Source organism: Collinsella aerofaciens (assembly GCF_964243765.1).
GTDB lineage: Bacteria > Actinomycetota > Coriobacteriia > Coriobacteriales > Coriobacteriaceae > Collinsella > Collinsella aerofaciens_BU.
Map to the genome: position 1 here is coordinate 59,839 of NZ_CAXTGI010000008.1, position 26,061 is coordinate 85,899.

At 61.2% G+C, this 26,061-nt stretch carries 19 protein-coding genes and 1 tRNA gene; 9 read left to right on the top strand and 11 right to left on the bottom strand.

All coding sequences use genetic code 11. The features are described 5' to 3' along the window. Window positions 1-27: 27 nt before the first annotated feature. Window positions 28-1,104, bottom strand: a complete 1,077-nt coding sequence (gene pheS, locus ACESSC_RS06885) for a phenylalanine--tRNA ligase subunit alpha (RefSeq protein ID WP_373162110.1) — start codon at window positions 1,102-1,104, stop codon at window positions 28-30. A gap of 505 nt (window positions 1,105-1,609) precedes the next feature. Here pheS and ACESSC_RS06890 point away from each other — a divergent pair. After that, window positions 1,610-3,184, top strand: a complete 1,575-nt coding sequence (locus tag ACESSC_RS06890) for a carboxypeptidase M32 (RefSeq protein WP_373162112.1) — start codon at window positions 1,610-1,612, stop codon at window positions 3,182-3,184. Between the two features lie 205 nt (window positions 3,185-3,389). On the opposite strand, the gene glmM is transcribed toward ACESSC_RS06890, so the two are convergent. From glmM to ACESSC_RS06905, 3 genes are all read right to left on the bottom strand, one after another. Next, entirely contained in the window at window positions 3,390-4,721 is a 1,332-nt protein-coding gene (glmM, locus tag ACESSC_RS06895) for a phosphoglucosamine mutase (RefSeq protein ID WP_118080770.1), read from the bottom strand. Between the two features lie 84 nt (window positions 4,722-4,805). After that, on the bottom strand, window positions 4,806-7,118 hold the full coding sequence (locus tag ACESSC_RS06900) for a DUF4012 domain-containing protein (RefSeq protein WP_373162114.1): 2,313 nt from the start codon (window positions 7,116-7,118) through the stop codon (window positions 4,806-4,808). A gap of 149 nt (window positions 7,119-7,267) precedes the next feature. Further along, the gene (locus ACESSC_RS06905; protein ID WP_373162116.1) at window positions 7,268-8,290 is read right to left on the bottom strand and encodes a DMT family transporter; all 1,023 of its coding nucleotides are present in this window, start codon (window positions 8,288-8,290) and stop codon (window positions 7,268-7,270) included. Window positions 8,291-8,579: 289 nt separating this feature from the next. Here ACESSC_RS06905 and ACESSC_RS06910 point away from each other — a divergent pair. Both ACESSC_RS06910 and ACESSC_RS06915 read left to right on the top strand, forming a co-directional pair. Then, a tRNA-Val gene (locus tag ACESSC_RS06910) sits at window positions 8,580-8,654 on the top strand. 335 nt (window positions 8,655-8,989) lie between these two features. Beyond that, on the top strand, window positions 8,990-9,676 hold the full coding sequence (locus ACESSC_RS06915) for a DUF5710 domain-containing protein (protein WP_117563722.1): 687 nt from the start codon (window positions 8,990-8,992) through the stop codon (window positions 9,674-9,676). A gap of 319 nt (window positions 9,677-9,995) precedes the next feature. Here the strand turns inward: ACESSC_RS06915 and ACESSC_RS06920 are convergent, their stop codons facing one another. Then, window positions 9,996-10,565 carry a hypothetical protein gene (locus ACESSC_RS06920; protein WP_117797210.1) on the bottom strand — a complete coding sequence of 190 codons (570 nt, stop codon included), beginning with the start codon at window positions 10,563-10,565 and terminating at the stop codon, window positions 9,996-9,998. Window positions 10,566-10,576: 11 nt separating this feature from the next. On the opposite strand from ACESSC_RS06920, the gene ACESSC_RS06925 reads away from it, so the two are divergent. Beyond that, complete coding sequence (locus ACESSC_RS06925) at window positions 10,577-11,068, top strand: hypothetical protein (RefSeq protein ID WP_117816991.1); 492 nt, start codon at window positions 10,577-10,579, stop codon at window positions 11,066-11,068. Between the two features lie 100 nt (window positions 11,069-11,168). Here the strand turns inward: ACESSC_RS06925 and ACESSC_RS06930 are convergent, their stop codons facing one another. Further along, window positions 11,169-12,635 (bottom strand): ATP-binding protein, encoded by a 1,467-nt coding sequence (locus tag ACESSC_RS06930; protein WP_373162118.1) that lies wholly within the window; start codon window positions 12,633-12,635, stop codon window positions 11,169-11,171. Between the two features lie 544 nt (window positions 12,636-13,179). Between ACESSC_RS06930 and ACESSC_RS06935 the strand changes: the two genes are divergently transcribed. Next, window positions 13,180-16,224 (top strand): insulinase family protein, encoded by a 3,045-nt coding sequence (locus ACESSC_RS06935; protein ID WP_373162120.1) that lies wholly within the window; start codon window positions 13,180-13,182, stop codon window positions 16,222-16,224. Between the two features lie 64 nt (window positions 16,225-16,288). Here the strand turns inward: ACESSC_RS06935 and ACESSC_RS06940 are convergent, their stop codons facing one another. After that, a complete protein-coding gene (locus tag ACESSC_RS06940; protein WP_373162122.1) occupies window positions 16,289-17,923 on the bottom strand; it encodes a zinc-ribbon domain-containing protein in 1,635 nt (544 codons plus the stop codon). A gap of 221 nt (window positions 17,924-18,144) precedes the next feature. On the opposite strand from ACESSC_RS06940, the gene ACESSC_RS06945 reads away from it, so the two are divergent. The 3 genes from ACESSC_RS06945 to ACESSC_RS06955 all read left to right on the top strand — a co-directional run bounded on the left by ACESSC_RS06945 (window position 18,145) and on the right by ACESSC_RS06955 (window position 19,455). Further along, window positions 18,145-18,408 carry a type II toxin-antitoxin system HicA family toxin gene (locus tag ACESSC_RS06945; protein ID WP_117839829.1) on the top strand — a complete coding sequence of 88 codons (264 nt, stop codon included), beginning with the start codon at window positions 18,145-18,147 and terminating at the stop codon, window positions 18,406-18,408. Next, window positions 18,401-18,730: a type II toxin-antitoxin system HicB family antitoxin gene (locus ACESSC_RS06950; protein ID WP_373162124.1), complete on the top strand. Its 330-nt coding sequence runs from the start codon at window positions 18,401-18,403 to the stop codon at window positions 18,728-18,730. The genes ACESSC_RS06945 and ACESSC_RS06950 overlap by 8 nt, the downstream gene beginning before the upstream one ends. 128 nt (window positions 18,731-18,858) lie before the next feature. Then, window positions 18,859-19,455 (top strand): 5-formyltetrahydrofolate cyclo-ligase, encoded by a 597-nt coding sequence (locus ACESSC_RS06955; protein WP_373162126.1) that lies wholly within the window; start codon window positions 18,859-18,861, stop codon window positions 19,453-19,455. Between the two features lie 24 nt (window positions 19,456-19,479). Here the strand turns inward: ACESSC_RS06955 and metA are convergent, their stop codons facing one another. Further along, window positions 19,480-20,406, bottom strand: a complete 927-nt coding sequence (gene metA / locus ACESSC_RS06960; protein WP_117765542.1) for a homoserine O-acetyltransferase MetA — start codon at window positions 20,404-20,406, stop codon at window positions 19,480-19,482. Between the two features lie 211 nt (window positions 20,407-20,617). Here metA and ACESSC_RS06965 point away from each other — a divergent pair, with 211 nt between their 5' ends. Next, on the top strand, window positions 20,618-21,595 hold the full coding sequence (locus ACESSC_RS06965; RefSeq protein ID WP_117765544.1) for an L-lactate dehydrogenase: 978 nt from the start codon (window positions 20,618-20,620) through the stop codon (window positions 21,593-21,595). Window positions 21,596-21,977: 382 nt separating this feature from the next. On the opposite strand, the gene ACESSC_RS06970 is transcribed toward ACESSC_RS06965, so the two are convergent. The 3 genes from ACESSC_RS06970 to ACESSC_RS06980 form a co-directional block, all read right to left on the bottom strand. Beyond that, complete coding sequence (locus tag ACESSC_RS06970; protein ID WP_373162129.1) at window positions 21,978-22,946, bottom strand: SIS domain-containing protein; 969 nt, start codon at window positions 22,944-22,946, stop codon at window positions 21,978-21,980. 144 nt (window positions 22,947-23,090) lie between these two features. Beyond that, window positions 23,091-23,846, bottom strand: coding sequence for a GntR family transcriptional regulator (locus ACESSC_RS06975; protein WP_373162131.1), 756 nt, complete (start codon window positions 23,844-23,846; stop codon window positions 23,091-23,093). Between the two features lie 2 nt (window positions 23,847-23,848). Further along, window positions 23,849-25,828, bottom strand: a complete 1,980-nt coding sequence (locus tag ACESSC_RS06980; RefSeq protein ID WP_195404609.1) for a RecQ family ATP-dependent DNA helicase — start codon at window positions 25,826-25,828, stop codon at window positions 23,849-23,851. Window positions 25,829-26,061 lie beyond the last annotated feature (233 nt).

The following is a 26,061-nucleotide window of genomic DNA, read 5'->3' on the forward strand; positions in this document are numbered from 1 at the left end:
AGGTGCCGTGCTTGGGCAAGCCGCAGCCTAGAACTGATTCAAGAAGCGCATATCGCCCGTCATGAGCGTACGCAGGTCGGGCAGGTCGTAGCGCAGGGCCGCGACGCGCTCGGCGCCAATACCAAAGGCGAAGCCGGTGTACTTCTCGGGATCGATGCCGCAGTTGATGAGCACGTTGGGGTCGACCATGCCGCAGCCCAGGATCTCGATCCAGCCGCTGTGCTTGCAGAAGTTGCAGCCCTTGCCGCCGCACACGTGGCAGCTCACGTCCACCTCGCAGCTGGGCTCGGTGAAGGGGAAGAAGTGCGGGCGGTAGCGCGTCTTGCGGTCCTCGCCAAACATGCACTTAACAAAGTAGTCGAGCGTGCCCTTAAGGTCGCCAAAGGTGATGCCCTCGTCGACGACCAGGCCCTCGATCTGGTTGAACTGCGGCAGGTGGCAGGCGTCAGCCGTGTCGGGGCGGTAGACGGTGCCCGGGCAGATCATGTAGATGGGCGGCTTTTGCGACTCCATGGTGTGGATCTGCACGCCCGAGGTCTGGGTGCGCAGCAGCACGTCGGACTCGCCGTGGGCGTGAGCCTCGGGGTGCGCGACGCTGCCGGGATTGTTGTCGACCACGTAGAACGTGTCGCGGGCCGAGCGGCTCGGGTGATCCATGGGGGCGTTGAGCGCGGTGAAGTTGTAGTAGGAGGTGTCGACCATGGGGCCGGACTCGACGGTGTAGCCGATGCCGCTAAAGATGTCCTCGGCCTCCTCGATAATCTGCTTGATCAGGTGCTGATGGCCGATCTGCGGACGGACGCCCGGCAGCGTGATGTCGACGGCGTCGTGCTCCAGTGCGCGCTTGAGGGCGGCGGCCTTCATCTCGGTGGTGCGCTCGTCGAGCATGCCCTCGATCAGCTGACGCATCTCATTGGCGCGCTTGCCCATGACGGGGCGATCCTCGGGGGCGAGCTTGCCCATCATGCGCATCAGGCCGGTGATGCGGCCCTTGCGGCCGAGCAGCGCGACGCGCGCGGCCTCGAGCTTCTCGGCGTCGTCGGCGCCTGCGACGAGCTCCTTGGCCTCTTCCTCGAGTTTGACCAGATCATCAATCAGACTCATGTCTTCCCTTTCGTCTCTCGCGCATCCGCTTGCCGAGGCAGCTGGCGCTACCCGACGCTTACGGATGCGCGGCCCGGTTCGGTAACAAAAAACCGTCCTCGGGCATGTACATTGCCCAAGGACGGTTGAATTCCGCGGTACCACCTTGTTTGACCCGGCGGATGTCTGGCCCGCCGCGCCCACTCTTTGCCCCTTTTCGCGAGGCTCACGGCTTCCCTACTGGGGCTTTGCCGCCGCGTAGCCGCGCGCCCGTTGAGGTTGCTGCTCGGGAGTGAACGCTTGGCCCTTGTCACCGCAGGAAGGCTTGCAGCCCATGACCTTCCCTCTCTTGCCGGCGACGCGGCGGGCAAAACCCTCTCCGTCAACGCATTGGGCTATAGGATAACACATTCTGCGTGCGCATCGCCGCGTTCCGTTTTGTTCGCGCTGGGTACAAAGCAGGTAGCTGTGCAAACTGACCGCACGCCCACCCGTGGCGTCCGGTCTGCGAGATTAAGGATATGGTATGGGAAAGAAACTCGATAAGAAGGCCAAGGCCGCGGAGGGCAAGGCACCCAAGGGCATGAAGGTCGATAAGGCCGTCAAGAAGTTCCGCAAGCTCGAGGGCAAGCTGTGGACCCGCGAGTACCTGCTCAAGATTGCCGAGTTTGACGGCGCGACCATTGCCCCCGCCAACGGCGCCGCAGCGCGCGCCGACGCCATGGGCACCCTTGCCGGCGAGCATCATAAGCTCCTGACCAGCGAAAAGTCTGTCGAACTTGTGCGCTCGCTGGCACGCGAAACCGTCGCCGGCGGCAAAATCGACGACCCGCAGCTGCTCGACGAGATCCGCGTACTCGGCCGCGACCAGCGCGAAGCGAGCGTCATTCCCACCGAGGAGGCCGAGGCCTGGACCAGGCTCACCTGCGAGGCCGACGCCGTGTGGCACAAGGCCAAGACGGCCAATGACTGGGCGAGCTTTGAGCCCTATGTGGATAGAATCGTCGGCCAGCTTAAGCATCAGGCCGAGCTCATGGACCCCAAGCGCGACCCATACGATGTTTGGCTTGACCAGTACGAGCGCGGCCTTTCCGCCAAGAGCTTCGATGCGTTTTGCGATGAGGTCAAGGCTACGGTCGTGCCGCTCGTGCACGCCATCGGCGAGCGCGGCCAGCAGCCCGCTGCCGACTTTTTGCACGCCCGCGTGCCCGAGGCTGCCCAGCGTGCCATGAGCTTCGATCTTATGAAGCTCGTCGGCCTGGACCTGAACGACACCACGCTTGCCTTTACCGAACACCCGTTTAGCGAGGGCTTTGCCGTGGGTGACGCGCGCATCGCGACGCACATCTATGAGGACGACTGCATCTCCAACGTCTACAGCATCATCCACGAGGCCGGTCACACCATGTATGAGCTGGGCGTGAACCCCGCCTATGCGCGCACCTGCCTGGAGGGCGGCACCTCCATGGGCATCCACGAGAGCCAGAGCCGCTTCTTTGAGAACACCGTGGGTCGCAGCCGCGCCTTTATGGGACCGCTGCTCGAGGTGCTGCGCCGCCACGCGCCCGAGGTCTACGGCAACGTGGACGAGGACGCGCTCTACCGCGCCGTGAACATCGCGCAGCCGTCGTTGATCCGCACCGAGGCGGACGAGCTCACCTATCCGCTGCATATTATGGTGCGTTACCAGATTGAGCGCATGCTGTTTGCCGGCGAGGCCACGGCCAAGGACATCCCCGCGCTTTGGAATCGCTTTATGAACGAGTACCTGGGCATTCCCGTTCCCGACGACACGCGCGGCTGCCTGCAGGATACACACTGGAGCGGCGGCTCGTTTGGCTACTTCCCCACGTATGCGCTGGGTAGCGCCTACGATGCCATGTTTGTGCCGGCCATGTGCCGCGACGGTGTCGACCTCAACGGCGCCTGTGCGAGCGGCGATCTGGCGCCCGTCCGCGCCTGGCTGGGCGAGCACATTTGGCAGTGGGGCCGTGCCAAAGACGCGCCGGAGCTCATCAAGGGCGCCTGCGGCATGGACTTTGACGCCCGCTACTACTGCAGCTACCTGCAGGACAAGTTCACCACGCTGTACGCGCTGTAAGGATTGGCCAGCACGCCATCGCCAACGCCAACCATGTTGACGCCGATGTCTTGGCAAAGTCAGCGAAAACGGCCCCAAGCGAGCAAGGTGACGTGAAATGAAAGGGCGCTGACCTTCTGGTCGCGCCCTTGAAATTGAACGTCAGATTGCCGCTTGGGGCCGTTTGCAGCGTCGAGCCGTTACGCGGTTTGGTAAAACCGCGTAACTAAAGAGCTTCCAGCGCCGCGGCGATGCGCTTCATAGCGGCGTCGGCAGCTGCCTGGTCGGGGGCTTCGGCCAAAACGCGAATCACCGACTCGGTTCCACTCTTGCGCACCAGCACGCGGCCCTCGCCCGCCAGCGACGCCTCGGCCTCGGCGATGGCGGCTTGCACGCCCATGTTGCCCAGCGCGGCGTCTTTATCCGCCACGCGCACGGCAACCTGCGCCTGCGGCAGCAGCTTGCACGGAGCCGTGAGTTGCGAGAGCGTCTCGCGCTCGGCGCGAATCACTTCCATCACGCGCAGCGAGGTCATAATGCCGTCGCCCGTGCGCTCGATATCACCAAAGATCGTGTGGCCCGTCTGCTCGCCGCCCAGGCTGTAGCCGCCCTCGCGCATCTTGGCATACACATGACGGTCGCCCACGCCGCTGGTCACGGCACTTAGACCGGCAAGCTCCAGCGACTTGACCAGGCCAAAGTTGCTGGCGATCGTCGGCACCACGGTACCGCCCGAGAGGCGCCCGTGCTTGTTCAGGTACACGCCGCACACGTACAGGATCTGGTCGCCGTCGACCACGCGACCGCGCTCGTCCACGGCCAGGCAGCGGTCGGCATCGCCGTCATAGGCAAAGCCCACGTCCAGGCCCTGCTCCACCACGTGGCGCTGCAGGCGCTCCATATGCGTGGAGCCGCAGTCGACGTTGATGTTAAAGCCATCGGGCGCGGCGTTAATCACGCGTACGTCGGCACCCAGCGCGTCGAACACCGGCTTGGCCACCGAGGATGCCGAGCCGTTGGCACAGTCGAGACCGATCTTGACGCCCTGCAGCGAAAAGTTCGCACTTGCAATGAGCGAGGCAATATAGCGGTTGCGACCCTGCATGTAGTCCACCGTGGCACCGATGTGGTTGCCCGTGGCCAGCGGCACTTCGCTCTTGCCATCGATGTAATCCTCGATGAGCTCCAGCACGTCCTCGTCCATCTTATAGCCGTCGCTGTTGACGAGCTTAATGCCGTTATCGCAAAACGGGTTGTGGCTTGCGCTGATCATGATGCCGCAATCGAAGCAGCCCTCCACGGTCTGATGCGCCACGCCCGGCGTCGGGATCACATGCAGCATGTAGGCGTCCGCACCGCTCGCGACCAAGCCACTCACCAGCGCCGCCTCGAACATATAGCTCGAGCGACGCGTGTCCTTGCCCACGATCACGCGTGCTTTGGTCCCGCGGTTGGCGCCGTAATACCAGCCCACAAAGCGGCCGATCTTATAAGCGTGCTCTACCGTCAGTCCAACGTTGGCCTCGCCGCGAAAGCCGTCGGTGCCAAAGTACTTCATGCGCTCTCCTTACAAAATAGGGGCGAACAGATTGCCCGTCCGCCCCCAAAATGGTACTCGATTATCTGCGCTACCAGAAAAACCCTACGCCGACGCGCTGTCGCGAGCCGCCTGGCATGTAGGAGTCTGACGCAGCGTAAGCGGCTTGTCCCCCGCCTCGGCCGACGTGGTCAGCGTATACGTGATCGTCGTCGTCTCGCCAGCATGCAGGTCAACGGTGCCCGAATAGAAGGGGATTCCATGCCACGTAGCGGCGCCAAGACCAAACTGGGTGCCCTCAACCGTAAGGTCACTGATGTTGCCGCCCGTCGGGGCAAACACTGAGACATTCAGGCGTTCGTCGTCACGCGCGGCATCGGATGCGCCCGCCGCAACGTAGTCGGGCAGCTTGCCAGCCTCCTCCTGCGTCATGATGTTCGTCAGGGTAACGGTGATGCGATAGGAGCACGTGCCGTCGCCGTTCTTCACGCCCTGGCCAATCTGCGTGTCGGCGTTCAGATACCAGTCGAGCTTGGAGAAGCTCAGGTTGTTAAAGTAAACGCCGGCAACGGGATCGGCACTCGGATCATCCGGATCGGGCAGCGAAGCGTCGATGTTCATCTCCTTGATAGCGTTCTGCTCGTCATCGTTTTTCATCCACGCAATCAGACGGCCCTCTTCGGCACCGCGCTCAACGGCGCTGACAAGCTTCGTAACATCGACATCGCCGATACCGCCAAGGATCTTGTCGAAGGCGGCGCTGGCAACAGCCGCAAAGATACCGTCCGATTCCTCGACCGGATAGTTCCAGTACACATCGTGCATGAGGACCTTTGCGGCGTTGGTACCGTCGACAACCGTTCCGTCGGGCAGCGACACGTTGCCGACCAAGCCCAGCAGATACTGCAGGAACACCGGGTCGATACCCACGACGCCGTCAACGTCCTGGCCATATTGAGATTTCCACAGGGCTGCGACACGCTGCGAGTTGCGGGGCCAATCAGGCGAATAGGTATTGCCCGAGTTGTACAGGTTACTGTGATTGCCGAACAGCGCCTCATCCTCTTCGTCGACGCTCTCGACTGCCTCATCCTCGCTGAGTCCAATGCGGGGAACAAACTCGCCAATCGACATCTGGCCGTCGGTGACCGAAATCAGGCCCTGCGAACCGCCAAAGCCGCCGCAGGCACGAATCTCGACGTTGTTCATGGCGTACACAAGGTAGTTGCGCGTCTGGCCGTTGGCGCCGAGCATCTGCGGAAGGACGGGGGCGACCTTCTCCGCCGCGTCAACCGCGCCGTTGAGGGTGGCAAAGCCGTCCTTGGCCTTATCGACCAGCTCGGTCACCTGGGAAATATGAGTATCGCCAATGCCCTGGATCTTCTCGTTGGCGCTCTTGAACACCTTCGAGCTGCTGGAAAGCGAATCGGCGACCGCCTGCAGCGCGGACACGTTAATCATGCCGTCCTGAAACAGCTTGCCGGGCGTGGCCTGCGAAAGGTTATCGGCCATGGGAACCAGCGCATTGCTCGAGACATCGGACAGGGCGTCGATCATGGTGCGGGCCGCATTGATGTCGCTGCCATACACCGGGATAAACGAAGCCGCCGTCCACAGCGGGCTCGAGGTCTCCGCCTTCATGCTGTCGCAAAGCTCATCAATCTTCTTCGCGTCGTCAGGCAGCGTCGAAAAATCGCCCGACGTGACCTTGTCCTTAAGGCCACCGACAATCTCGACGGCCTCCTTCGCTTCACTCTTTACGGTCTTTGCCGAGTTAAGCAGCATAAAGCCGCTTGCGCCAAGCGCAACGAGAAGCACCGCGACTACAGCGGCAATAATGGCGCCGGTGTGACGCTTTTTGCGTTCGCCCTTGCGATGGCGATGACGGACCAGACCGTCAGAGGTCGAACTCGACGAAGCGTCGCTACCGTAGTTCAAGCCAAAATCGTAATAATCTTCCTTGGAACCCGAGCCCGCAAACTCGGCACCGCTATCATCCAGGCGGGCGAACGTGCCAGTCTCGGAGGCACCGGTGTAAATCGTGCCAAGGTTACCCGTAAGCCCCGCGCCACCGGCAGAGGGAGTATTGTTGGCGGCCTTGCCGGCATTAACGTTGCCGGCGGCATTTGCGGCGTTGGCAGCACCTGCGTTGTTCGCAGGTACCGAAGGAGCCCCGCTCGGCTGCGACGCGGAGGTTGCACCGCCCGCAAAGACATTCCCTCTTGCACGGCCGGTCTTTTTCGCCTTTTGAGACTGCTCGTACAGAGCGGTAAACATCGCCGTCTCGCCCGGGGACACGCGCTTACTGGAACCGCCCTGTCCAGCGCCGCCCGGCGTGCCGGCCTTACCAGCCCCGTTCGGACGCGGCGGAACTGCAGGACGGCCGTTATCGCTGCCCTTAAAGTGATTACCAGCCATAAAGAAATCCTCGCAATTGAGTCGCAATGAAAAAATCCATAACGTTACTAGTTTATGGCATTTTGAGCATCGACAGCTAAACTCCAGACACGGACGTCAATTGGCGAAAATGCGGCACAACACCTTTTCTGTCTTGGCGGCGGCGCCAGCTACACCGTGAGGAACATCATCACGATGATCATGGCAAAGCCGATAAGGTCGGTCGGCAAAAACACCGTGCCCAGCATAACGGCGCTGGTGATGGTCGCCGAAACCGGCTCCACAGTTCCGATGAGGCTCGCACGCACCGAGCCGATGTCCTTAACGCCCTGCATATAGAGCATGTAAGCAAAAAACGAGCCGATAACCACGAATACCGCGAGCGCCTCGACGCCGGCAGCGTCGAGTGCCGGCATATGCGCCCAAGGCTGCACGAAGACGCACGAGACCACGCCCGCCGTGAGCATTGCCGAGCCCGTGACGATGGGGCTGCCGTATTCGGGCAGGATCTTGGCGGGAATCACCGCCATACACGTGGCGCTGACCGCACACATAAGGCCTGCGACCAGGCCAAGCGGCGATATGCTCAGACTGGTAGGGTCGCCGCCGGTAGCGATTAAAAAGGTGCCGCCCAGGGCCAACCCAATGCCAACGGCCTCACGCACGCGAGGCATGCGATGGTCGATCACGCAGGTGTAGCCCATAATGATGACCAGTTGCAGGCATTGGAGCACCGTCGCGGTTCCGGCATTGGTCAGGCGCACGGCCGAAAGATAACAAAACTGGTTGAACAGCAGACCAAAGGCGGTAAAGAGCAGCAGCTGCTTGCGATCGGCGGGTGTGGTCCAGAGCTTAATCAGGCGCTCGCGGTCGCGCGTAACAACCACGGCCATAAAGAGTAGACCGGCGAGAATCTGACGCACGCTCATAAGCCACAAGGTGTCGACGTGGTAGGTATCGAACAGAAAGCTCGCGCTGGTGCCCGAGAAGCCCCAAAACGAACCGCCCACCAGCGTAGCCAAGACGCCCGTGGTCATCTTGCGCGTCGAAGCGCTGTTCAGGCGCTCGCGCCAAGCGCGGCGGGTGCTACGGCTGAGCTCATCGGTGCCCTCGGGCACATCAATGTTCGATATATCGGTCATCGGCACCGAAGCCCCTGCGCCTTCGACCTGCTCGACACGCTCTTTGCTCATTCCATTCCCTCGAAGCAGCCTGGAAACAATTCGGCTTACCTTACCACGGCGAAGGCACCAGCTGGAGGCTTGTCCGCTTATCGGTAGGACAATTCCGCAGACGTCTTTCCATAGCTCGATACCGCAATGGCCTTGCATTATGCGACAGTCAAATCGCGGCAGCAGGCTCTTTTGAAATGGATATGACAAAGCCCCCGAATTCCACAATGTAAGCGATTTTTAAAAATGTTCTTGCCACCGAGTTCAGGCTCCGTTATATTATCCCTTGCGCGCTTGCGCACCCTTGATCGGGCGTTTAGCTCAGGGGGAGAGCGCTTCCCTGACACGGAAGAGGTCAGAAGTTCAAATCTTCTAACGCCCACCAAATGTTCGCAGCTCAGAGGCTATGTCCTCTGGGCTGTTTTGTTTTTTGTCGCTAAATCCGCTGGCAGTTCCAACCGTCATCGCAACGTAACAACAATTCACCTGACGAATGGCAGCCAAATATATTCAATACCCCAACATCAACAATAGCCAGGCACAAAACTGCGCCGCAAGCTGCTCCAACCGCCCAACTGGTCAAAAGCCGACCATCTACTTGCCAATTTATCTAACGGCGTAACCAAGCAGTCCGCGCCGCAACTTCTCAACAAAACGCCGCGATGTCTGCGCCCTGCGGTATCCTTGAGCCACTCGCACCTGCAGCACCAAGGAGCCGCCATGCGCACCGAGCTCGATGTCCCCTTTTCGCACAAAGAAGAAGCCAAAGCGCTGGGCGCCAAATGGGACCGGACCAAGAAGATCTGGTATGTACCCAGCGGCGTCAACCCCGAGCCCTTTGCCGAGTGGCTGCCCGGTGTTGACCGATCCGACCCCTCAGCGCCGTATATATATCTAGTACTGGGCAAGCGCGAGTGCTGGAAGTGTCACAAAGAGACCTCGGTCGCGGCCTTCGGCATTCCCTATCGAACCGATAACGACGAGAGCATCGCCATCGCGCACGCGCCCAACGAAGCCGGGCACATTGCCATCGACACGGCCAACGCCAACGCACTCGCCATCGTGCCCGCTCTTGGCTGCGTGCCGGGCGAGATCCGCGACTACCTTCATAAGCGCTGCGGCTACAAGCCCGTAGGCGCGCGAGCCTCCAAAGCCCCGTCGCTCGGCAACACGTGCACCATTTGCGACGCGCTGCAAGGCAGCCGCTATCTGTTCGAGGAGCCCTCGTCCCCGTTTGCCCTCACTGCCATCAACAAGCTGCCGGCACTGGAGTTTGTACGCGTCGAAGTTGCCGGCGTCTTTGGCGTCCCGGCCACGCGCACCGACTTTGACCAGGCGCTCTTTACCTGGGCACGCGACCATCACGCCAAGTTCCACAAGCAGCTCGGTGAGGGGATTTATTTATAGGGACAGAGATGCCTTCACAGCCAGCTCCTCCGCATCACCTATCCCTCGTCGCCGGCGTCGTACACGATATCGAGGCCACAAACAGGGCATTTCTCCTGATACACCGGCATATGAACGCCTGTCCGTTTTCTCACTTCGTCGCTAAGTCTGTCGCACGCATCGATGAACCGAATGTCGAGGCACGGTATTTGCGAGCCGCAGCAAGGACAGGCGACGACAAACGACCCGCAATCAACTTCTACGCTCGGAAACATTTTGTTGTCTATAAGGGCGCACGGCAGTTTTCCGTACTTCCCCATCGCAATATCGCCTCGCCAGCTCACGTTCGCTCCCCTCTCGCTATACAAATCAGGAAGAGCATGCACCGGCAGGCGTGTGCGAGATTGCATCGCCACGCGATCCGATCAAACAGCACGATCGTAAAAGACCGCCAAAGCCAAATTTCATCGTCGGTCGCACCCTGTCCGGCAAACTCAATATCGACGGGTATGTGCTTCAGATAACTCATGTCGGGCGCAAAACGAGGGTCCGGTCCGCCTTTATGAACAGGACCGTGCAGAACAAACCATCCGTTTTCGGGCTCGAACCGCTCAACAAACGCAAGGCCGAGCACCTTATAGCCCACCTCGGTTGCAAATATGACTCCGACTGGGACGTCACATTCCATGCAGTTGAGCATTTTACGGTTGTAATTCTGGTCTCGAAAACCAACGGTACCCGGCGCTTGAACCGAGTACTTAATGACCCACGTACCATCGTCCAAATAGAGCGGAGGCACATTGTTGATGCTCTCGGTTTGCCGCTGGCGCGCTTGTACCCCGCTACCCCACTCCCCTGTATACTGATGTAGCACGTGTTTCATCCGGGCTTGTTGGGCCGGATTGTTCATGGGAGGGTCTTATGGCTGCTTCGAATCCGCCTAAGGGGAGCGTTTCTTCTTCGTCCATCAAGCCGGTTACGCGCAAGGCCGTGCGTTGCCAGCGCGAGGTCGCCTGGCTTGTCACACAGGCGGCGGGCAAACTCGTGGCGAACACGGAAGACGTCAATGCGCCCACACCGAGCTTTGTGCTGGCAGCGGCGCTGGATCGAGTACGCCAGCTGGAACTCGCCGCACAAGAAGACGGCGGCCATCTTGGCTACCAAGACGCTATGGCGCCCGACCTGTTGACCTTTTGTCGCATGACCAAGTTGCCCGCCGCACCCAATGCGCTTTCGGACGCAGGCTACATGTTTACGCTTTCGGGCGCGGACCTTATCCGCGATATCTACGCATACTGCAGCGAGCTCGCCGAGCGCCACGTCTTTGGCACGGCTGAAGTCAAACCGGGAAATGTCATCAAGCTGGTTCTCAGGCTGTTCCTGATGGACGGGTTCGGGGCCATGCCGGCGTAAGCCGAGTCTTTAGCATCACCGTCGACTGGGCAACAACCGCTTTACCTTAGTGGGCGCCAATCGAGGGTCGATTATTGGGTCGCCTCGTCCACTAACGCATTTATTCCACGCGCTCTGACAGTCGATATTTGCGGTTGCGGCTTGTCGACGGCGCCGTGGGCTCAAGCTCGCCTTGAGCAATGAGCGCGTTGACGCGCGACCTAACCTGGGAAATTGTAAGCCCCGTGCGTTTTGCCAGCTCACGCGTCCCCAGCTCGCCGTAGTGTTTGAGTGCCGTCACAATTAAGCCTCCGCCATGATCGACCGGCTCGATCTTTGAACGGTAAAGTACGACCTTGAACCGATCGAACCCCGGGCAGAACAGGGGCTCGGCCAGACCGTGCGCACGCATGGCATCGACCATCATCGGGATGCCCGATCCGTTGCCCTCGGCAGGAGAGCCCGCACCGTCGGGCAATGGGACAAGCGACATGAGCTTCACGAGCGTCGCGTTGCGGCACCGAGAACTACCGTCAAACAGATTCTCGCGAGTTTTTCCACCATAAAGACCGCCAGGGTTCGTCACCTCGATACGGTCATCAAAGACGTCAACAGCGATCGACTGTCCACAGAACCGATCTCTGTATTCTCGGTGGATTACGGCGTTGGCAATCGCCTCACGCAAGACTTCCTCGGGAATCTCCAGCGAGTCGATACGCGAGACGCCTTGAACGGTCGAGGTGCGACGCAGGTTTTTGGCGACAGCCGCGACAGCATCCGAAATCATCTCGCCCAAGGTGCCCTCGCAGACTGTGCGGTCCATAAACCTTAGCGGTCCCGCAGCGCCCTTTTGAGTTCCCGCATGGACAGCTACATCAATAAAGAGCTTGGGATAGAACTGCTGAGGGTAAACGCCCGCGGCAAGGAGGCCAGCCTTGGTAACATTGCCCTGGGGGTCGAGGAAATTCAGACGCTCCATCTTTGTCTTCCTGTCCGTCGCACCGTGCATCGCTCGAGGCGTCAACGAATAGGCACGCTCTATCGTGCGGTCGACCAGCGACTCGTCGAGATCGCCCACACTCGTGCCGGGCACCGTATCGCGATCGCTAGGACTCGTCCGTTCGTATGACGACAGCGCCAAAACCTCGGTCGACGAAAGCGGCACGTCTTTGTCATCGATGCGCTTGTAGCTGCCGCCCTGGGCGCCCCGTTCTATTACATAGCAAGGCTTGCTCGACGGGTCGAGCTCCTCGATTGTGATGACGAGAACAACGGTACCCCGAAGCTCCACGCGCTCAATGGTGTATTTGGGCGGATTGGCCAGCTTTCCACGACCGCCGGCATCGCCCATGCCCGCCACGAATTGGTTGAGCACTTTCTCGGTCTCAAAGTTTGCAACTGGGACAAAACCCGCACGCTCGCTCACTCCGAGTACGATGATGCCGCCGGCGGTGTTTGCGAAAGCGCTGACCGTTTCCCATACGTCGCGGGAAAGCGTCGTGGCGCTCTCTTTTACTTCGACGTTAAGGTCATCCGAACCCATGCGCTTTAAAGACTCGAGCAAACCGGCCAGCTCGTTTTCGTTCATCTGCACGTCCCTTCGCTCGGTCCTGCGGAGAATGCCGCAGACGGATTTCCCTCGTCTCTCAGTTATCTCTCGTAATTATCTCTCATCTTTCTGTTATCTCTCATATTAGAGATGAGTGAGAGATGAAAGATAAGATGTCTGTCATCTGTTTCATTTAAACATGTTTTCGCTGGTAAAACAATCTATATTGAGACAATACCATGGTTGTCTGTCTCTTTGCAGCATTGTTATCTCTCATATTTATCTCTCATCTTTCTGTTATCTCTCGTATTAGAGACGAATGAGATATGAGAGATGTGCGGGCGGCGGATGAGCGTGGATTTTGGACGGTCGGGAAATGAGGGTGGATATTTGGACGGTTTTTGGGCGTTTTGAGGCTGATTCCGTCCGAAAATCCACACTCATTTGGCGGGCGTCCGAATTTCCACGCTCGTGTGTCCGAAAATCCACGCTCATCCGGCAGATTGGTCGAGGGCCCCATATGGGTATACTCTCGAGGATTCGACTCGATTCGCCCCCGCTGGGGCGTCAAAGGAGACTGCATATGCCCACCACCTCAACCGACCCGCGCGCCGCTGCCGCCGCGCTGCTAGTGCCCGGCACTACCTGCCACGGCTTTGCCGTCGAGCGCTGCGAGACCGTGCCCGAGCTCGACTCGGACGCCTATGTGCTGCGCCACACCGCCTCGGGCGCTCGCCTGCTGTACCTGGCATGCGATGACGAGAACAAGGCCTTTGCCATTGGCTTTAAGACGCCGCCGGCCGATTCCACCGGCGTGTTCCATATTCTTGAGCACTCGGTACTGTGCGGGTCGGCCAAGTTTCCCGTCAAGGAGCCGTTTGTCGACCTGATCAAGAGCTCCATGCAGACGTTTCTCAACGCCATGACCTACCCCGACAAGACCATCTACCCCGTTGCCACCACCAACGAGCAGGACCTGTACAACCTGATGGACGTGTACCTGGACGCGGTGTTCAACCCGGCCATCTATACCAAGCCCACCATTTTTGAGCAGGAGGGCTGGCACTACGAGCTGGACCTGCCGGAGAGCGCCGAGGTCGAAGGCGACAGCAGCTCCGCGAGCCTGCGCGAGGGCACGCTGCGCTATAACGGCGTGGTGTTCAACGAGATGAAGGGCGCGCTGTCCGACCCCATGAGCGTGCTGGACGACGCCGTCAACGCCGCGCTCTATCCCGACACCGCCTATGCGCACGAAAGCGGCGGCGACCCGCGCGCGATTCCCGCGCTCACCTACGAGCAGTTCCTGGACACGCATGCGCGCCACTACAATCCTTCCAACTCCTACATCACGCTCTACGGCGACCTGGACGTGGACCGCGCACTGGCCTTTTTGGACGAGCGCTATCTGTCGCAGCCGAGTGCCGCAAGCCGCCGCATGGACGCAGCCGTTGCCGCCGGCGAGGACCCGTCCGCGCTGGCGCCCAATCCGCTGGGCGTGCAGGCGCCCGTGACCTGCGAGTACAAGCACGTCGAGATGGCCACTACACCCGAGAACGCCCTGGTGGGCCTGGGCCTTGTGTTGGGCAGCGCGCTCGACCGCAAGCGCACGATCGCGGCGGATATCCTGTTTGAGGCACTGCTGGGCTCCAACGAAGCACCGGTTAAGAAGGCCATTCTGGCCGCCGGCCTGGGCGGCAACGTGGTGAGCTACACCGCGGCCGAGAGCCTGCAGCCCTACGAGCTCATCATGTTGCAAAACGCGCAGCCCGGCGTGGCGCGCGAGCTGCGCCGCGTGTTCCAGGACGCCTGCCGCGACCTGTGCGAGCACGGCGTTCCGCGCGAGCGCTTGGAAGCCATCATCAGCAGCAACGAATACGATCTGCGCCAGCGCGACTACGGCATCGCCGACGGCGTGGCCATTGCGTGCGACGCGCTGAGCACCTGGCTCTACGATGACGACGCCGCGACGCTGGCACTCAAGTACGGCCCGGTGTACGAGGAGCTGCGTAGCGAGCTGGACGGCACCTACTTTGAGGACCTGCTGCGCGAGCTGGTGCTGGAGAACGACCACATGGCGCTCGTCGAGCTGGTGCCGGTGGACGCCGCCGAGGGTTCGGAGGGTGCCGAGGCCATCGAGCTGGCAGCCAAGCGCGACGCCATGACCGATGCCGAGCTGGCCGACGTGGTCGAGCGCACGGCTGCGCTGCGTGCCGCGCAGGAGGCCGAGGACACGCCCGAGGACAAGGCCACGCTGCCGCGCCTGCGCGTGTCCGACATTGGCGAGGCGCGCCCCGAGCCGCCGCTGGTCGTAGACACGACCGCGCCCATCCCCTGCCTGCGCCACGGCATCCCCACCAACCGCCTGGCCTACGCCATGCAGTATTTCGACCTGAGCTGCGTCGCATTTGAGGACCTGCCCTATGTGACGCTGCTCTGCCGCCTGCTCAAACAGCTGCCCACGAGCGAGCACTCGGCCGAGGAACTCGACAATCTGCTCGCCGGCAAGCTGGGCTTTTTGAGCTTTACGACCGAAGTCATGACCCAGCCCGACGTGGACGGCGTGCGCCCCTACCTGCTGGTGAGCGCCGGCGCCCTGTCCGAGAAGATTAATGCACTGGCGAGTCTGCCGCGCGAGGTATGGTCGAGCACGCTTTTGGCAGATGCCGACGCCGACCGCGTGCGCGACGTGCTCACGCAGATTCGCATTGGGCTTGAGCAGGGCTTTATCAACAACGGTCACTCGGCGGCGCTCGGTCGCGCGATGAGTTACAGCTCGCCTTCGGCCGTGGTGCGCGAGCAGCTTTCGGGCGTGGACTTTTACCTGTTCCTGCGCGATCTGCTCGACCACTTTGACGAGCGACTGGACGGCCTGCGCGCCAAGCTTGCCGAGCTGGCGGAGCGCATCTTTGTGGCCGATGGCTGCCTGGCGAGCTTTACCGGCAGCGACGAGGACTTTGACGCGTACTGGGATGCCGCGGGCGACCTGGGACTGGGCGCTGGCGACGGCGCCGATGCCGGCCGCGACGCGCTCGTGGTGCCGACGCCGCGCGACCGTCACGAGGCCTTTGTCATCCCCAGCGACATTTGCTTTGCGGCAAGCGCGTGCGACCCGCGCCGTCTGGGCATTGACGTGACGGGAGCCTGGGCCGTGGCTGCCAACGCGCTCTCCTACGACTACCTGTGGAACGAGATCCGCGTGAAGGGCGGTGCGTACGGCTGCGGATTCCGCGCAGCCGGCGAGCGCCAGACGGCGTTCTATACCTACCGCGACCCGGCAATCGACCCCTCGATTGAGCGTGTGGAACGCGCAGGCGAATGGCTCGGCAGCTTTGAGCCCGACGAGGCCGCCTTCGAGGGCTTTATCGTGAGCTGCGTAAGTGGCATGGACGCGCCGGTGAAGCCGTACGCGCTCACCAAGCGCCGCAACACGACCTACCTGGCCGGGCTCGATCCGCACGCGCGCGAGGAGCGTCGCGCCCAGATGCTCGCCGCCACGCCCGGTGAGCTGCGCTCGCTCGGCGCCGATGTGACGCGCATCGCAGCCGCGTCGCCCACCTGCGTCTTTGGCGGCCGCGACGTCATCGCCAAGAGCAACGCCGGCTTCAACGTAGTCGACCTGCTGGGCTAGCCACAGCAAGCAAAACCACCACAAAGGGGACACAGGCACCTTCGTGGTGGTTTGCGGCTGATCGTTACTTGTGGAACGGATCGAGTTGCGCCTTCAGCGGATTGAGCTGATACAGACTCACAAAGCGCTCTTTGCGAGACGATGAGGTGTTGACCCAGCTGCCGTTGCAGACGTCGTACTTCGAATCCAGGCGGATCCACTCCTCCGGCTTATTCTTCTCACTCTTATTGCAGAAGTACCGCTGGTACTCGATCTCGTGCTCAAACTCAAACTCGTCATCCGAACCGCCATCGGTGTACTCATCGACCGCCGTCAGATTGCCGTGCTCGTCGTAATAGAACTCCGCATATCCATCGCGCGTGGAATCGATCCGGTCGAGTTTGCCGCCACTGTACGAGTAATTAACCGTGGAAAACGAACTCAGTGAACCATAATCGTTACCGTGTGTGTCATAGGCCACGGGCGAGATGCGCGTAATATTACCCTCCTTGTCGTACTCGTAATTCAGCGTCAGCGTCCATCTCGTGCCCACGGTGTCACCCTGGCAGTCCGTCGTAAAGGACGTCACGCGGCCGCTGTCATATCCGTACGAATAGACGACCGTGCGAGGATTGCCCGGACCGGTCTCGGTGTCGGACACTAGGTTGCCGCCCTGGTAGACATACGTACTCGCACTCTCGCCGTAGCCTGCGTGGGTCGTCTTGTTGATCAGGCTTCCGTCGGCATCGTAGGTAAACGTCGTGGAGGTCGACGCATCACCAATAGCGGCGTCGCAATCGATGCGCGTCAGGTTTCCGTCGGCATCGTACGTGAACATGTTTTCATCTTCGTAGTCACCCGAGCGAACTTCCGCTATTTCCGAAATGCGATGCAACTCGTCGTGCTCGACGTCGTAGCCCATGCCACCACCCTGTTTGAGGCTGCTCGTATACCCCGTAACATAGCCGTCCTCGTCGCGCTCAATCTCATACGTGCTGCCGTGCACACCGTCCTCGTCGGTACCCTCGTAGTACACCGGCAGCCACAACTCCTCGAGCTGCGTATCCTTAACGCCGCTGACCTTCGTATCCTGCGGCAGCGCCAACGTGGCGAGCTTCTTTTTGCCCGAAAGATCGACGCTTTTGAGCTCCGCGGCATTTGAAAGATCGAGCTTCTCGATGTTGTCGCAACCGTCCAGGTTAACGACAGTGACGTTGCTTGCCGAGTTAAGCTCGACGGTCTTGAGGTCACCGCAGCCCGAGAGGTCCAGGTTGACGAGTTTGTCCCCGCCATATTCCACACTGGTAACGTTGGGGAACACCTTGCCCAGGCCCTGGGTCGACGTGATGCCGTCCAGCTCGACCGACGTCACCGCCTTGGCCTCGTCGCGTGAGATGCGGCCGTCACCGTTAGTGTCGTACTTGGTCGAAACAAGCGCACGCATGCCGCTGTCCGGAAAGGTTTTCTCGTCGATTGGGGTGGTCGCAATCTGGGTGAAGTAGAACAGTGCGCCACCGCCGATGCCCGCCGCCACGACAAGCACCGCGGCGAGTGCGATGAGGGGCTTTTTGGAACGCTTGCGCCGCACGGGCACGTATTGCTGCGTGGCAGGCTGGGGTTGCTGCGTGGACGTGACCTGGTCGGGTGCTACGGGTGCGCCGCATACGGGGCAAAAGAGGGCGTCGTCGACAAGCGGCATGCCACACGAGCGACAAAACATGGCGGGCTCCTTTCGGTTCATTCCTTCCACCATGAAGGTAAACCCAAAAATGCAGCCCTTGTTGCGCAACATTCAGCCCAAACCACCGCAAAGGGGCGCAGTTCACAGGTGCCTTTGTGTTGGTTCGAACACTTGTTCTATACGTACACATGTTCTATAGTAAGGGTGCTTGCATCAGACTTAAATTGCAACTAGGATATAGTTGCAGAATGTGAGGCGGGATGACTCGGACCGATAAACTCATCGCCCAACTGCTTAGCTGCCCTTCGACGTATCGGTATACCGATTTCTTAAAAGTCATGGCTTCATATGGCTTTGAAATGGACAACAAAGGCAAGACATCCGGATCGCGCGTTCGCTTCTACAGGCCATCAGATGGCAGGATGTTCGTAATGCACGCACCACATCCATCTGACGAATTGACAGCGGGGACCATTCGAAACATCGTTCGATTTCTGCAAGATGTCGGAGGTAGTCATGAGTAACGTTTTGGCATACAAGGGTTATTTCGCCCCAGTCGAGTTCGATGCCGAACAGCATGTGCTAACAGGTATGGTCACCGGCATTAGGGACGCAATCGTATTTGAAGGCTCCACGGCTGAAGAAGTGGAGCAATGCTTCCACGAAGCCGTCGACGATTACCTTGAGTTTTGCGCCGAGAAGGGTAAGGAACCCGAGCGGGCTTTTAAGGGCTCGTTCAACGTAAGAACGGGCTCTGAGCTCCACAAGCAAGCAGCGCTGGCAGCGGCAAAGAAGGGCGAGTCACTCAATAAGTTTGTGACCGAAGCAATCGCCGCGGCGTTATAGCGTTAACGCATGGGCCAAAACCACCACAAAGGGGACAGGCACCTTTGTGGTGGTTTCGACATTTGCCCAGATAAAACCTGCCAAAATAAACCTGTCCCTTTTTGGTAGGTTTGGGAGAGGAAGCCGGGATGGACAAGGCTGAGTTGCGGCGGGCGGTGATTGCTCGGCGCGATGCTCTTGATTTGGACTTGCGGGCGGCGAAGTCTGCTGATATCTGTGCGCGGCTGGTTGAGCTGCTAGGCCGCTTGGATGCCGCGGCGCCGCACACCGTTGCCGTCTATGCCGCGATGGGTTCCGAAGTCGACCCAGCCGCGTTTGCCGCGGCTGCCGCCAAACGCGGCTGGCGCGTGGCCTATCCGTGCATGCTCTCGGCAACAGACGCCGCAGCTTGTGGCCAGCGCATGTGCATGCGGGCAGTCGCGGCTGGAGACGCGGCCGCGGCCCCGTTTATCGCCCACCCCACGCGTACCTTTGCGGCCACGGACATCGACAGCGTCCGCTTCCCCATTGTGCCTGCCGAGGCTCTCAACATGATCGTCGTGCCGCTCGTAGCCTTCGACCACGCCGGCGCGCGCCTGGGCTACGGCGGCGGCTGCTACGACCGCTACCTGCCCATGCTCTCGCCCGCATGCCAAATCGTCGGTATCGCCTTTGACGAGCAGCGTGTCGATCACGTTCCCACCGATGTCCACGACCTGCCGCTACCCCACATCATCAGCGCCTAACGGCTGGCGCACCTCCCGACAGGCCTAGTGCTCTTCGCCGGCGCGGGCCAGGTCGTAGGGTGTGGTCTGGTAGACGTAGTAGTTGAGCCAATTGGTGTAGAACAGCTGAGCCTGGCTGCGCCAGACGTTACGCGGCTCGGCGGTGGGGTCGTCGTTCGGGAAGTAATGCGCCGGCACCTGGGGGTTGAGACCGCGCTTCACGTCTCGCTCGTACTCCAGGCGCAACGTGTCGGTATCGTACTCCGGATGGCCAAAGACAAAGAAGCGGCGGCTGTCGGTCGACTTGACGATGTACAGGCCCACCTCGTCGGACACGGCCACGACCTCAAGCTGCGGCTCAGCCTCCACGTCCTCGCGGCGCACATCGGTGTTGCGCGAATGCACGGCATAGAAACGGTCATCGAAGCCGCGGACCAGCGGGCTTTGCGGCTTCACCAGATAATGCTCGAACACGCCGCTCGCCTTTGCCGGCAGGTCGTGCTTCTGGATACCGTAGTGATGGTAGAGCCCCGCCTGTGCGCCCCAACAAATATGCAACGTAGAGTGCACGTGCGTGGTGGACCAATCCATGATCTGGCAGAGCTCGGGCCAGTAGTCGACCTCCTCGAACGGCATCTGCTCCACCGGCGCGCCCGTGATGATCAGGCCGTCATAGTGGATGTCGCGGATGTCGTCGAACGTGCGGTAGAACGTCTCCAGGTGGCCGGCACTCACGTGCGTGGCCTCGTGCGTTTTGGTGCGCAGCAGGTCCACCTCCACCTGCAGCGGCGTGTTGGAGAGTTTGCGCATGATCTGCGTCTCGGTGGCGATCTTGGTGGGCATGAGGTTGAGGATGAGCACGCGCAGCGGACGGATGTCCTGGTGCAGCGCGCGGTACTCGGTCATGACAAAGATGTTCTCGCTCTCGAGCTGCGCGGCGGCAGGGAGGGCGTCGGGGATGCGAATGGGCATGGATGCTCCTTACGAGTCAGTTGCAGCTATGGTACAACGAGCGGCCCCATCCGCGCGAGCACATCGCCCGGCGATGTCGCCAGCGGCCCAAATCACTCCAAAAGTAGAGATTAAAGCATGTCCCAAAAATCTACTTCGCTTTAGCCTAGCAAAGTGACGGCAGGAGGCTACAATGGTTCGACGCGAAAAACTCGGCCGAAAGGATACATATATGTACCAGACGCGTAAGATCGGTGTGGTCGGCCAGGGCCACGTAGGAGCACATGTCGCCAACAGCCTGCTCATGCAGGGCATTGCCGATGAGCTGTACCTGTGCGATATCAACGAGACCAAGGTGACATCCGAGGTCCAGGACCTGCGCGACTCCCTTTCGTTTGTCCCGTACAACACCAAGATCGTCAACTGCTACGACCACTACGAGGAGCTGGCCTGCTGCGACGTCATCGTCAACGCTGCCGGCAAGGTCGCGCTGGCCGCCGGCAACCGCGACGGTGAGCTGTTCTTTACCACCGACGCCGCCCGCACCTTTGCCAAGCGCATCGTCGACGCCGGCTTTGACGGCATCTTCGTGAGCATCTCCAACCCCTGCGACGTCGTGTGCACCGAGCTGTGGCACCTGACCGGCTACGATCCCAAGAAGATCATCGGCTCGGGCTGCGGTCTGGACTCCGCCCGCCTGCGCACCGAGATCTCCAAGAAGGTCGGTGTGAGCCCCAAGTCCATCGACGCCTACATGATCGGCGAGCATGGCTTTAGCCAGCTGGCCGCCTTTAAGGCCGCAACCATCGCCGGCAAGAGCCTCAACGAGCTTCAGGCCGAAAACCCCGACAAGTACGCCTTTGACCACATGGAGGTCGAGGAGCTCGCGCGCAAGGGCGGCTATGTGACCTACCAGGGCAAGCAGTGCACCGAGTACGCCGTCGCCAACTCCGCTGCGCGTGTCTGCGCCGCCGTGCTGCACAACGAGCATGCCGTGCTTTCGGCCTCCACGCTCATGACCGGCCAGTATGGCGAGGAGGGCATCTTCACCTCCCTGCCGTGCGTGATCGGCGCCGAGGGCGTCGAGGAGGTCTACACGCTCGACCTTTCCGAGCACGAGCTCGAGGGCTTCCACAAGAGCTGCCAGCACATTCGCGACAACATCGCCCAGCTCGACTGGTGGGATGCCGAGGCCTACGACGCAAAGTAGTTCGCCGGTTGACGCGGCAACTCGCTCATAACGGACGCAATGCAGGGCGGGCCGTGCCGGAAATCCCCGGCACGGCCCGCTTTTTTGGCTCACGCGACACGCTCGCAGATTCAGGTCTAATACTTTTCCCGCAAAGTGAGCGAGCAAAATCGGACCCCCGAAGCATCGACACTTTTCAGCTGCTATTTCCTGCGGTTTCATCGAGATTTTCCTGCGGTTTTGGCGCCAAAAAGTGCGGATGCTTCAGGGGTCCAAAATAGGTCGTTCACTTCTGGGGAAAGTATTTGACTTCGTTATCAGACAGCTGGGACGGGGTGCCGCGACGCAAACGGGACCCTCGTTTGGTGAAGGCCCCGTCGTAAAAGATTGCTTTCCCAGCTACTTAGTACTGCTCGATGCCCATGTAGCGACGGATCTCGGGGCTGTGGTCGAACACCTTGCCGCGGGCGGCGCGCAGCTCGCAGCTCATGTTGTAGAAGAAGATCGGCTCCAGGTACGAACGCACGCTGGCAGGCACGTCGCCCACGCCGTACTCGAGTGCGTCGAGCACCATGACCGTATCGGTGTGCGTGTTGAGGAACGCCAGCGCGCGCTCCTCCATGGGGCGGCACTCGCCCGATCCGAGCTGCACAAAGTAGAACACGCCGGGCTCGGTAGCCTCGAACGGGCCGTGGAAGTACTCGCCGGAGTGGATGTAGCAGCAGTGCTGCCACTGCATCTCCATGAGCGAGCAGATGGCCATGGCGTAGGTCTGGCTAAAGTTGGGGCCGGATCCTAGGATGTAGAAGAACTCGTGCTGCTGGCAGAGCTCGGCAAAGCGATCGCCCAGCTCGGCATTGACCTTCTCGCGGGCAGCGGGCAACAGCGCATCCATCTGCTTAAGGCCGGCGTACATATCGGCGAGCGCCTCGTAACCCTCCTGCTGGTCGAGCAGCTCGGCAGCCATCAGGACGCCGATGCCTTGCGGAACCTCGGCCTGCGGCACGCCTTCGCCCCACGGATAGACCCAGGTGGTCCACTTGCCGTTATCAATCTTGGAGCCCTCGCAGTCGGTCATGGCCACGACCTCGGCGCCGGCTTCCAGCGCCATCTCGCAACCGTCGACGACCTCCTGCGTATTGCCGCTGTGGCTGCAGGCGACGACGAGCGACTTCGGCCCTAGGCTCTTGGGGGCCATCAGGCAAAACTCGCGCGCCGTGTAGACCGTCGAGGTAAACGTGGTGGCCTCGCGCTTGAGCAGTTCGTTAGCCGGCATGAGGTCGATCATCGAACCGCCGCAGGCGATCCAAAAGACATTCTCGACCTTGCCCTTGCGCTCGATAATTACCTGAATCAGATCGTGTGCGTTCACGGTGACGCTCCTCCTTGTGTGGCGGCTTTGAACGACAGCAGCTCGTACCTGCGATCGTTCTATGTTGTCCTATTTATAGCACGCCGACTGTCACGGGTGAAGTCATTACAGCAAATTTGTTCTATGTTGTTCTATCTATGGACGTTAGATGTCGAAGACGTAGCGCGAGCCCACGATCTTTTGGCGCCCGAGCAGCAGGGGGCGCTCGTCTGCATCGGTAAAATACGCCTCCATATAAAAGAGCGGCTCGCCGACCGGCACCTCCAGCAGCGGGGCCACCTGGGCATCGGCAAGCGCGATCTCCACGGTACAGGGGTCGGACTTGAGCGGCGCGCGGCCCGAGTGGTCGGCAACGAGCGCAAAGATCGAGTTATCGGTGAGGTCCTCGGCGGCCAGCGCCTGCAGGTAGGGATGGTCGGCGAGCACAAAGGCGTTGTTCTCGAGCATGACGGGGATGCCGTCGGCCGTGCGCACGCGCTCGACCACGATAAGCTCACTGCCGGGCTCCACGCCAAAAAACGCCGCGTCCTCGCGCGTCGCCGCAACCACCGTGCGCGACACCAGGCGCGCTCCGGCCACCATATCGTTGGCAGCACAACCCTCAGTAAAACTCTGGACGTCACCCTTCTGGCGAATCTTGCGCTTGAGCTTGGGCGCGCACACAAACGTGCCCCTCCCCTGCTGGCGGCTGAGATACCCCGCGCGCGACAGCTCCTCGATGGCGCGGCGCACGGTGATGCGTCCCACGCCGTAGGACTTCGCGAGCTCGATCTCGGAAGGAATGCGCGAGCCAGATGCGTACACGCCGCGCGCGATCTCGCCTTTTAGGTCGTCCATGACCTGCTGGTACAGCGGCACGGCGGATACTTCAGTGCGGTCGGTTTTATCGTCGAATGCCATCGTTACGCTCCATCCCGCGCATGCTCGGACTCAAATTCTTCAATCGCCGCCATAAACTGCTCGCCAAAGGCGTCGGCCTTTTTCTCGCCGATGCCGTTGACCTGGATCAGCTCGTCGCGCGTCTGCGGGCGCAGGCGGCACAGGCCGCGCAGAGCCTTGTCGGAAAAGACCATATACGGCGCCATCTCCAGCTCGGTCGAGATCTCCTTGCGCAAGGCACGCAGGCGCTCGAACAGCTCGGCATCGTCGCCCACGCGCGGGCGCTGATCCAGCTCAGCCTCCTCGCGCAGCAGATCCACCGCACGGCGGGCGCGAGCCGAGGCCTTGCGCTTGGACGCGCGACGCTTAACGGTAAAGGCGAACGCCTCATCCTCGACCTCGCCGGCACGCGGGCCCAGCCCAACGACCGGGTACTGCCCCTGCGAGGTGGCCAAATAACCGCGGCCGCACAGCTGGCCGATGATGTCCTTGATGCGCCCGACCGATTCGCTCGACAGCTCACCGTAGCCGCGGTCCTCGTCCAGATGCATCTGGCGAATGCGCTCGGTGTTGCCGCCGTGGAGCACGTCGGCGATCAGCGACTTGCCAAAACGCATGGGACGCGTGGCCACATAGCGCACGGCAGCGCGGGCCATATCGGTGACGTCCTCGACCTCGAACTGCGTGAGGCAGTTGCTGCAGTTGCCGCAGCCCTCGGCTTCGTCCGTGGCGGTGCCGCCCGCGGCGGCTGCCGCATGCTCGGCCGCGGCCTCGTCGCCAAAGTAGCGCAACATGTATTCGCGCAGGCAGCCGGTGGTATTGCAGTAGCCCTCCATCTGGCTGAGCAGGCGATATCGATTCTGGAGCGCCCACGCGCGCTGCTCGTCGTCGAGCGCCTCGTCGGCAGCATCGCCGCGGTCGATCAAAAAGCGGCGCATGCGAAAATCGTTGCCGTTCCACAGCAGGTGGCAGCTGGCCGGATCGCCATCGCGGCCGGCGCGGCCCGCCTCCTGGTAGTAGGCCTCGATGCTCTCGGGCACGTTGTTGTGAATCACGTAGCGCACGTTGGGCTTGTCGATGCCCATGCCAAAGGCGTTGGTGGCAACCATCACCTGGATATCGTCGTCGATAAAGGCGCGCTGGCTTTGGCGGCGGGCGTCATTGCCCATGCCGGCATGGTAGCGGCCAACGCGAATGCCGCTGGGGCCCAGCGCTTCGGCAAGATCGCCTGCCAGCGCATCGACCGTCTTGCGGGTCGAGCAATACACGATGCCGCTCTCGCTCGAATGCGCGATCACGTAGTCGCGCACCCAGGCGGTCTTGGCCTTGTCGCCCATCTCTTCGCAACCAAAGTAGAGGTTCTTGCGATCGAAGCCCGTCACCACCGTCGCCGGGTTTTGCAGGCCGAGCATCTGCTGAATGTCCGTGCGCACGCGCTCGGTCGCCGTAGCGGTAAAGGCCGCCACGATGGGGCGCTGCGGCAGGGAATCGATGAACTCGCGAATCTGCAGGTAGGCGGGGCGGAAATCCTGGCCCCACTGGCTCACGCAGTGGGCCTCGTCAATGGCCACGAGCGGAACGCCGATGCCGCCTTCGGCCGCAGCTTCCTGCGCAAAGGCCAGAAAGCGCGGCTCGAGCAGGCGCTCGGGCGCCACGTACATAAGCTGGTAGCGGCCCTCGCGCGCCCGCTTGAGCACGGTATTTTGCTGGGCCGGAGTAAGGCTGGAGTTGAGATAGCTGGGTCGCGCGCCCGCCGCGAGCAGCGCACGGGTCTGGTCCTCCATAAGGGAGAGCAACGGACTCACCACAAAGGTGATGCCGGGCAGCATGAGCGCGGGCACCTGGTAGCAAATGGACTTGCCGGCGCCTGTGGGCATAACACCCAGCGCATCGCGACCGGCAAGGATCGCATCGACCATGCGGTCCTGCCCCGGGCGAAACGAGGTGTAGCCAAAATAGGCGCCGAGCGTGTCGAGCGCCATCTGCTGCATGCTATCGGTCATGGTTTCCTAACGTCCAAGTCATCTGCCGCCGATTATACGCCGCCACGCGGACCGGTGCCGCACGGCCACCAGCGATGGGCTACGCAATCCGGAGGGAACGAGCGTGGATTTTTGGACACTTTCCGGATGAGCGTGGATAATCTCCCACTTTGGGCCCGTCACCAAGCCAAAAACGGGAGATTATCCACGCTCATTCTGCAGATTGCCGCTCTGGCGGGCTTGCAGCGTCGAGC

Coding starts and splice junctions, on each gene's coding strand:
- pheS (WP_373162110.1), bottom strand. CDS start 1,104: ATGAGTCTGATTGATGATCTGGTCAAACTCGAGGAAGAGGCCAAGGAG.
- ACESSC_RS06890 (WP_373162112.1), top strand. CDS start 1,610: ATGGGAAAGAAACTCGATAAGAAGGCCAAGGCCGCGGAGGGCAAGGCA.
- glmM (WP_118080770.1), bottom strand. CDS start 4,721: ATGAAGTACTTTGGCACCGACGGCTTTCGCGGCGAGGCCAACGTTGGA.
- ACESSC_RS06900 (WP_373162114.1), bottom strand. CDS start 7,118: ATGGCTGGTAATCACTTTAAGGGCAGCGATAACGGCCGTCCTGCAGTT.
- ACESSC_RS06905 (WP_373162116.1), bottom strand. CDS start 8,290: ATGAGCAAAGAGCGTGTCGAGCAGGTCGAAGGCGCAGGGGCTTCGGTG.
- ACESSC_RS06915 (WP_117563722.1), top strand. CDS start 8,990: ATGCGCACCGAGCTCGATGTCCCCTTTTCGCACAAAGAAGAAGCCAAA.
- ACESSC_RS06920 (WP_117797210.1), bottom strand. CDS start 10,565: ATGAACAATCCGGCCCAACAAGCCCGGATGAAACACGTGCTACATCAG.
- ACESSC_RS06925 (WP_117816991.1), top strand. CDS start 10,577: ATGGCTGCTTCGAATCCGCCTAAGGGGAGCGTTTCTTCTTCGTCCATC.
- ACESSC_RS06930 (WP_373162118.1), bottom strand. CDS start 12,635: ATGAACGAAAACGAGCTGGCCGGTTTGCTCGAGTCTTTAAAGCGCATG.
- ACESSC_RS06935 (WP_373162120.1), top strand. CDS start 13,180: ATGCCCACCACCTCAACCGACCCGCGCGCCGCTGCCGCCGCGCTGCTA.
- ACESSC_RS06940 (WP_373162122.1), bottom strand. CDS start 17,923: ATGTTTTGTCGCTCGTGTGGCATGCCGCTTGTCGACGACGCCCTCTTT.
- ACESSC_RS06945 (WP_117839829.1), top strand. CDS start 18,145: ATGACTCGGACCGATAAACTCATCGCCCAACTGCTTAGCTGCCCTTCG.
- ACESSC_RS06950 (WP_373162124.1), top strand. CDS start 18,401: ATGAGTAACGTTTTGGCATACAAGGGTTATTTCGCCCCAGTCGAGTTC.
- ACESSC_RS06955 (WP_373162126.1), top strand. CDS start 18,859: ATGGACAAGGCTGAGTTGCGGCGGGCGGTGATTGCTCGGCGCGATGCT.
- metA (WP_117765542.1), bottom strand. CDS start 20,406: ATGCCCATTCGCATCCCCGACGCCCTCCCTGCCGCCGCGCAGCTCGAG.
- ACESSC_RS06965 (WP_117765544.1), top strand. CDS start 20,618: ATGTACCAGACGCGTAAGATCGGTGTGGTCGGCCAGGGCCACGTAGGA.
- ACESSC_RS06975 (WP_373162131.1), bottom strand. CDS start 23,846: ATGGCATTCGACGATAAAACCGACCGCACTGAAGTATCCGCCGTGCCG.
- ACESSC_RS06980 (WP_195404609.1), bottom strand. CDS start 25,828: ATGACCGATAGCATGCAGCAGATGGCGCTCGACACGCTCGGCGCCTAT.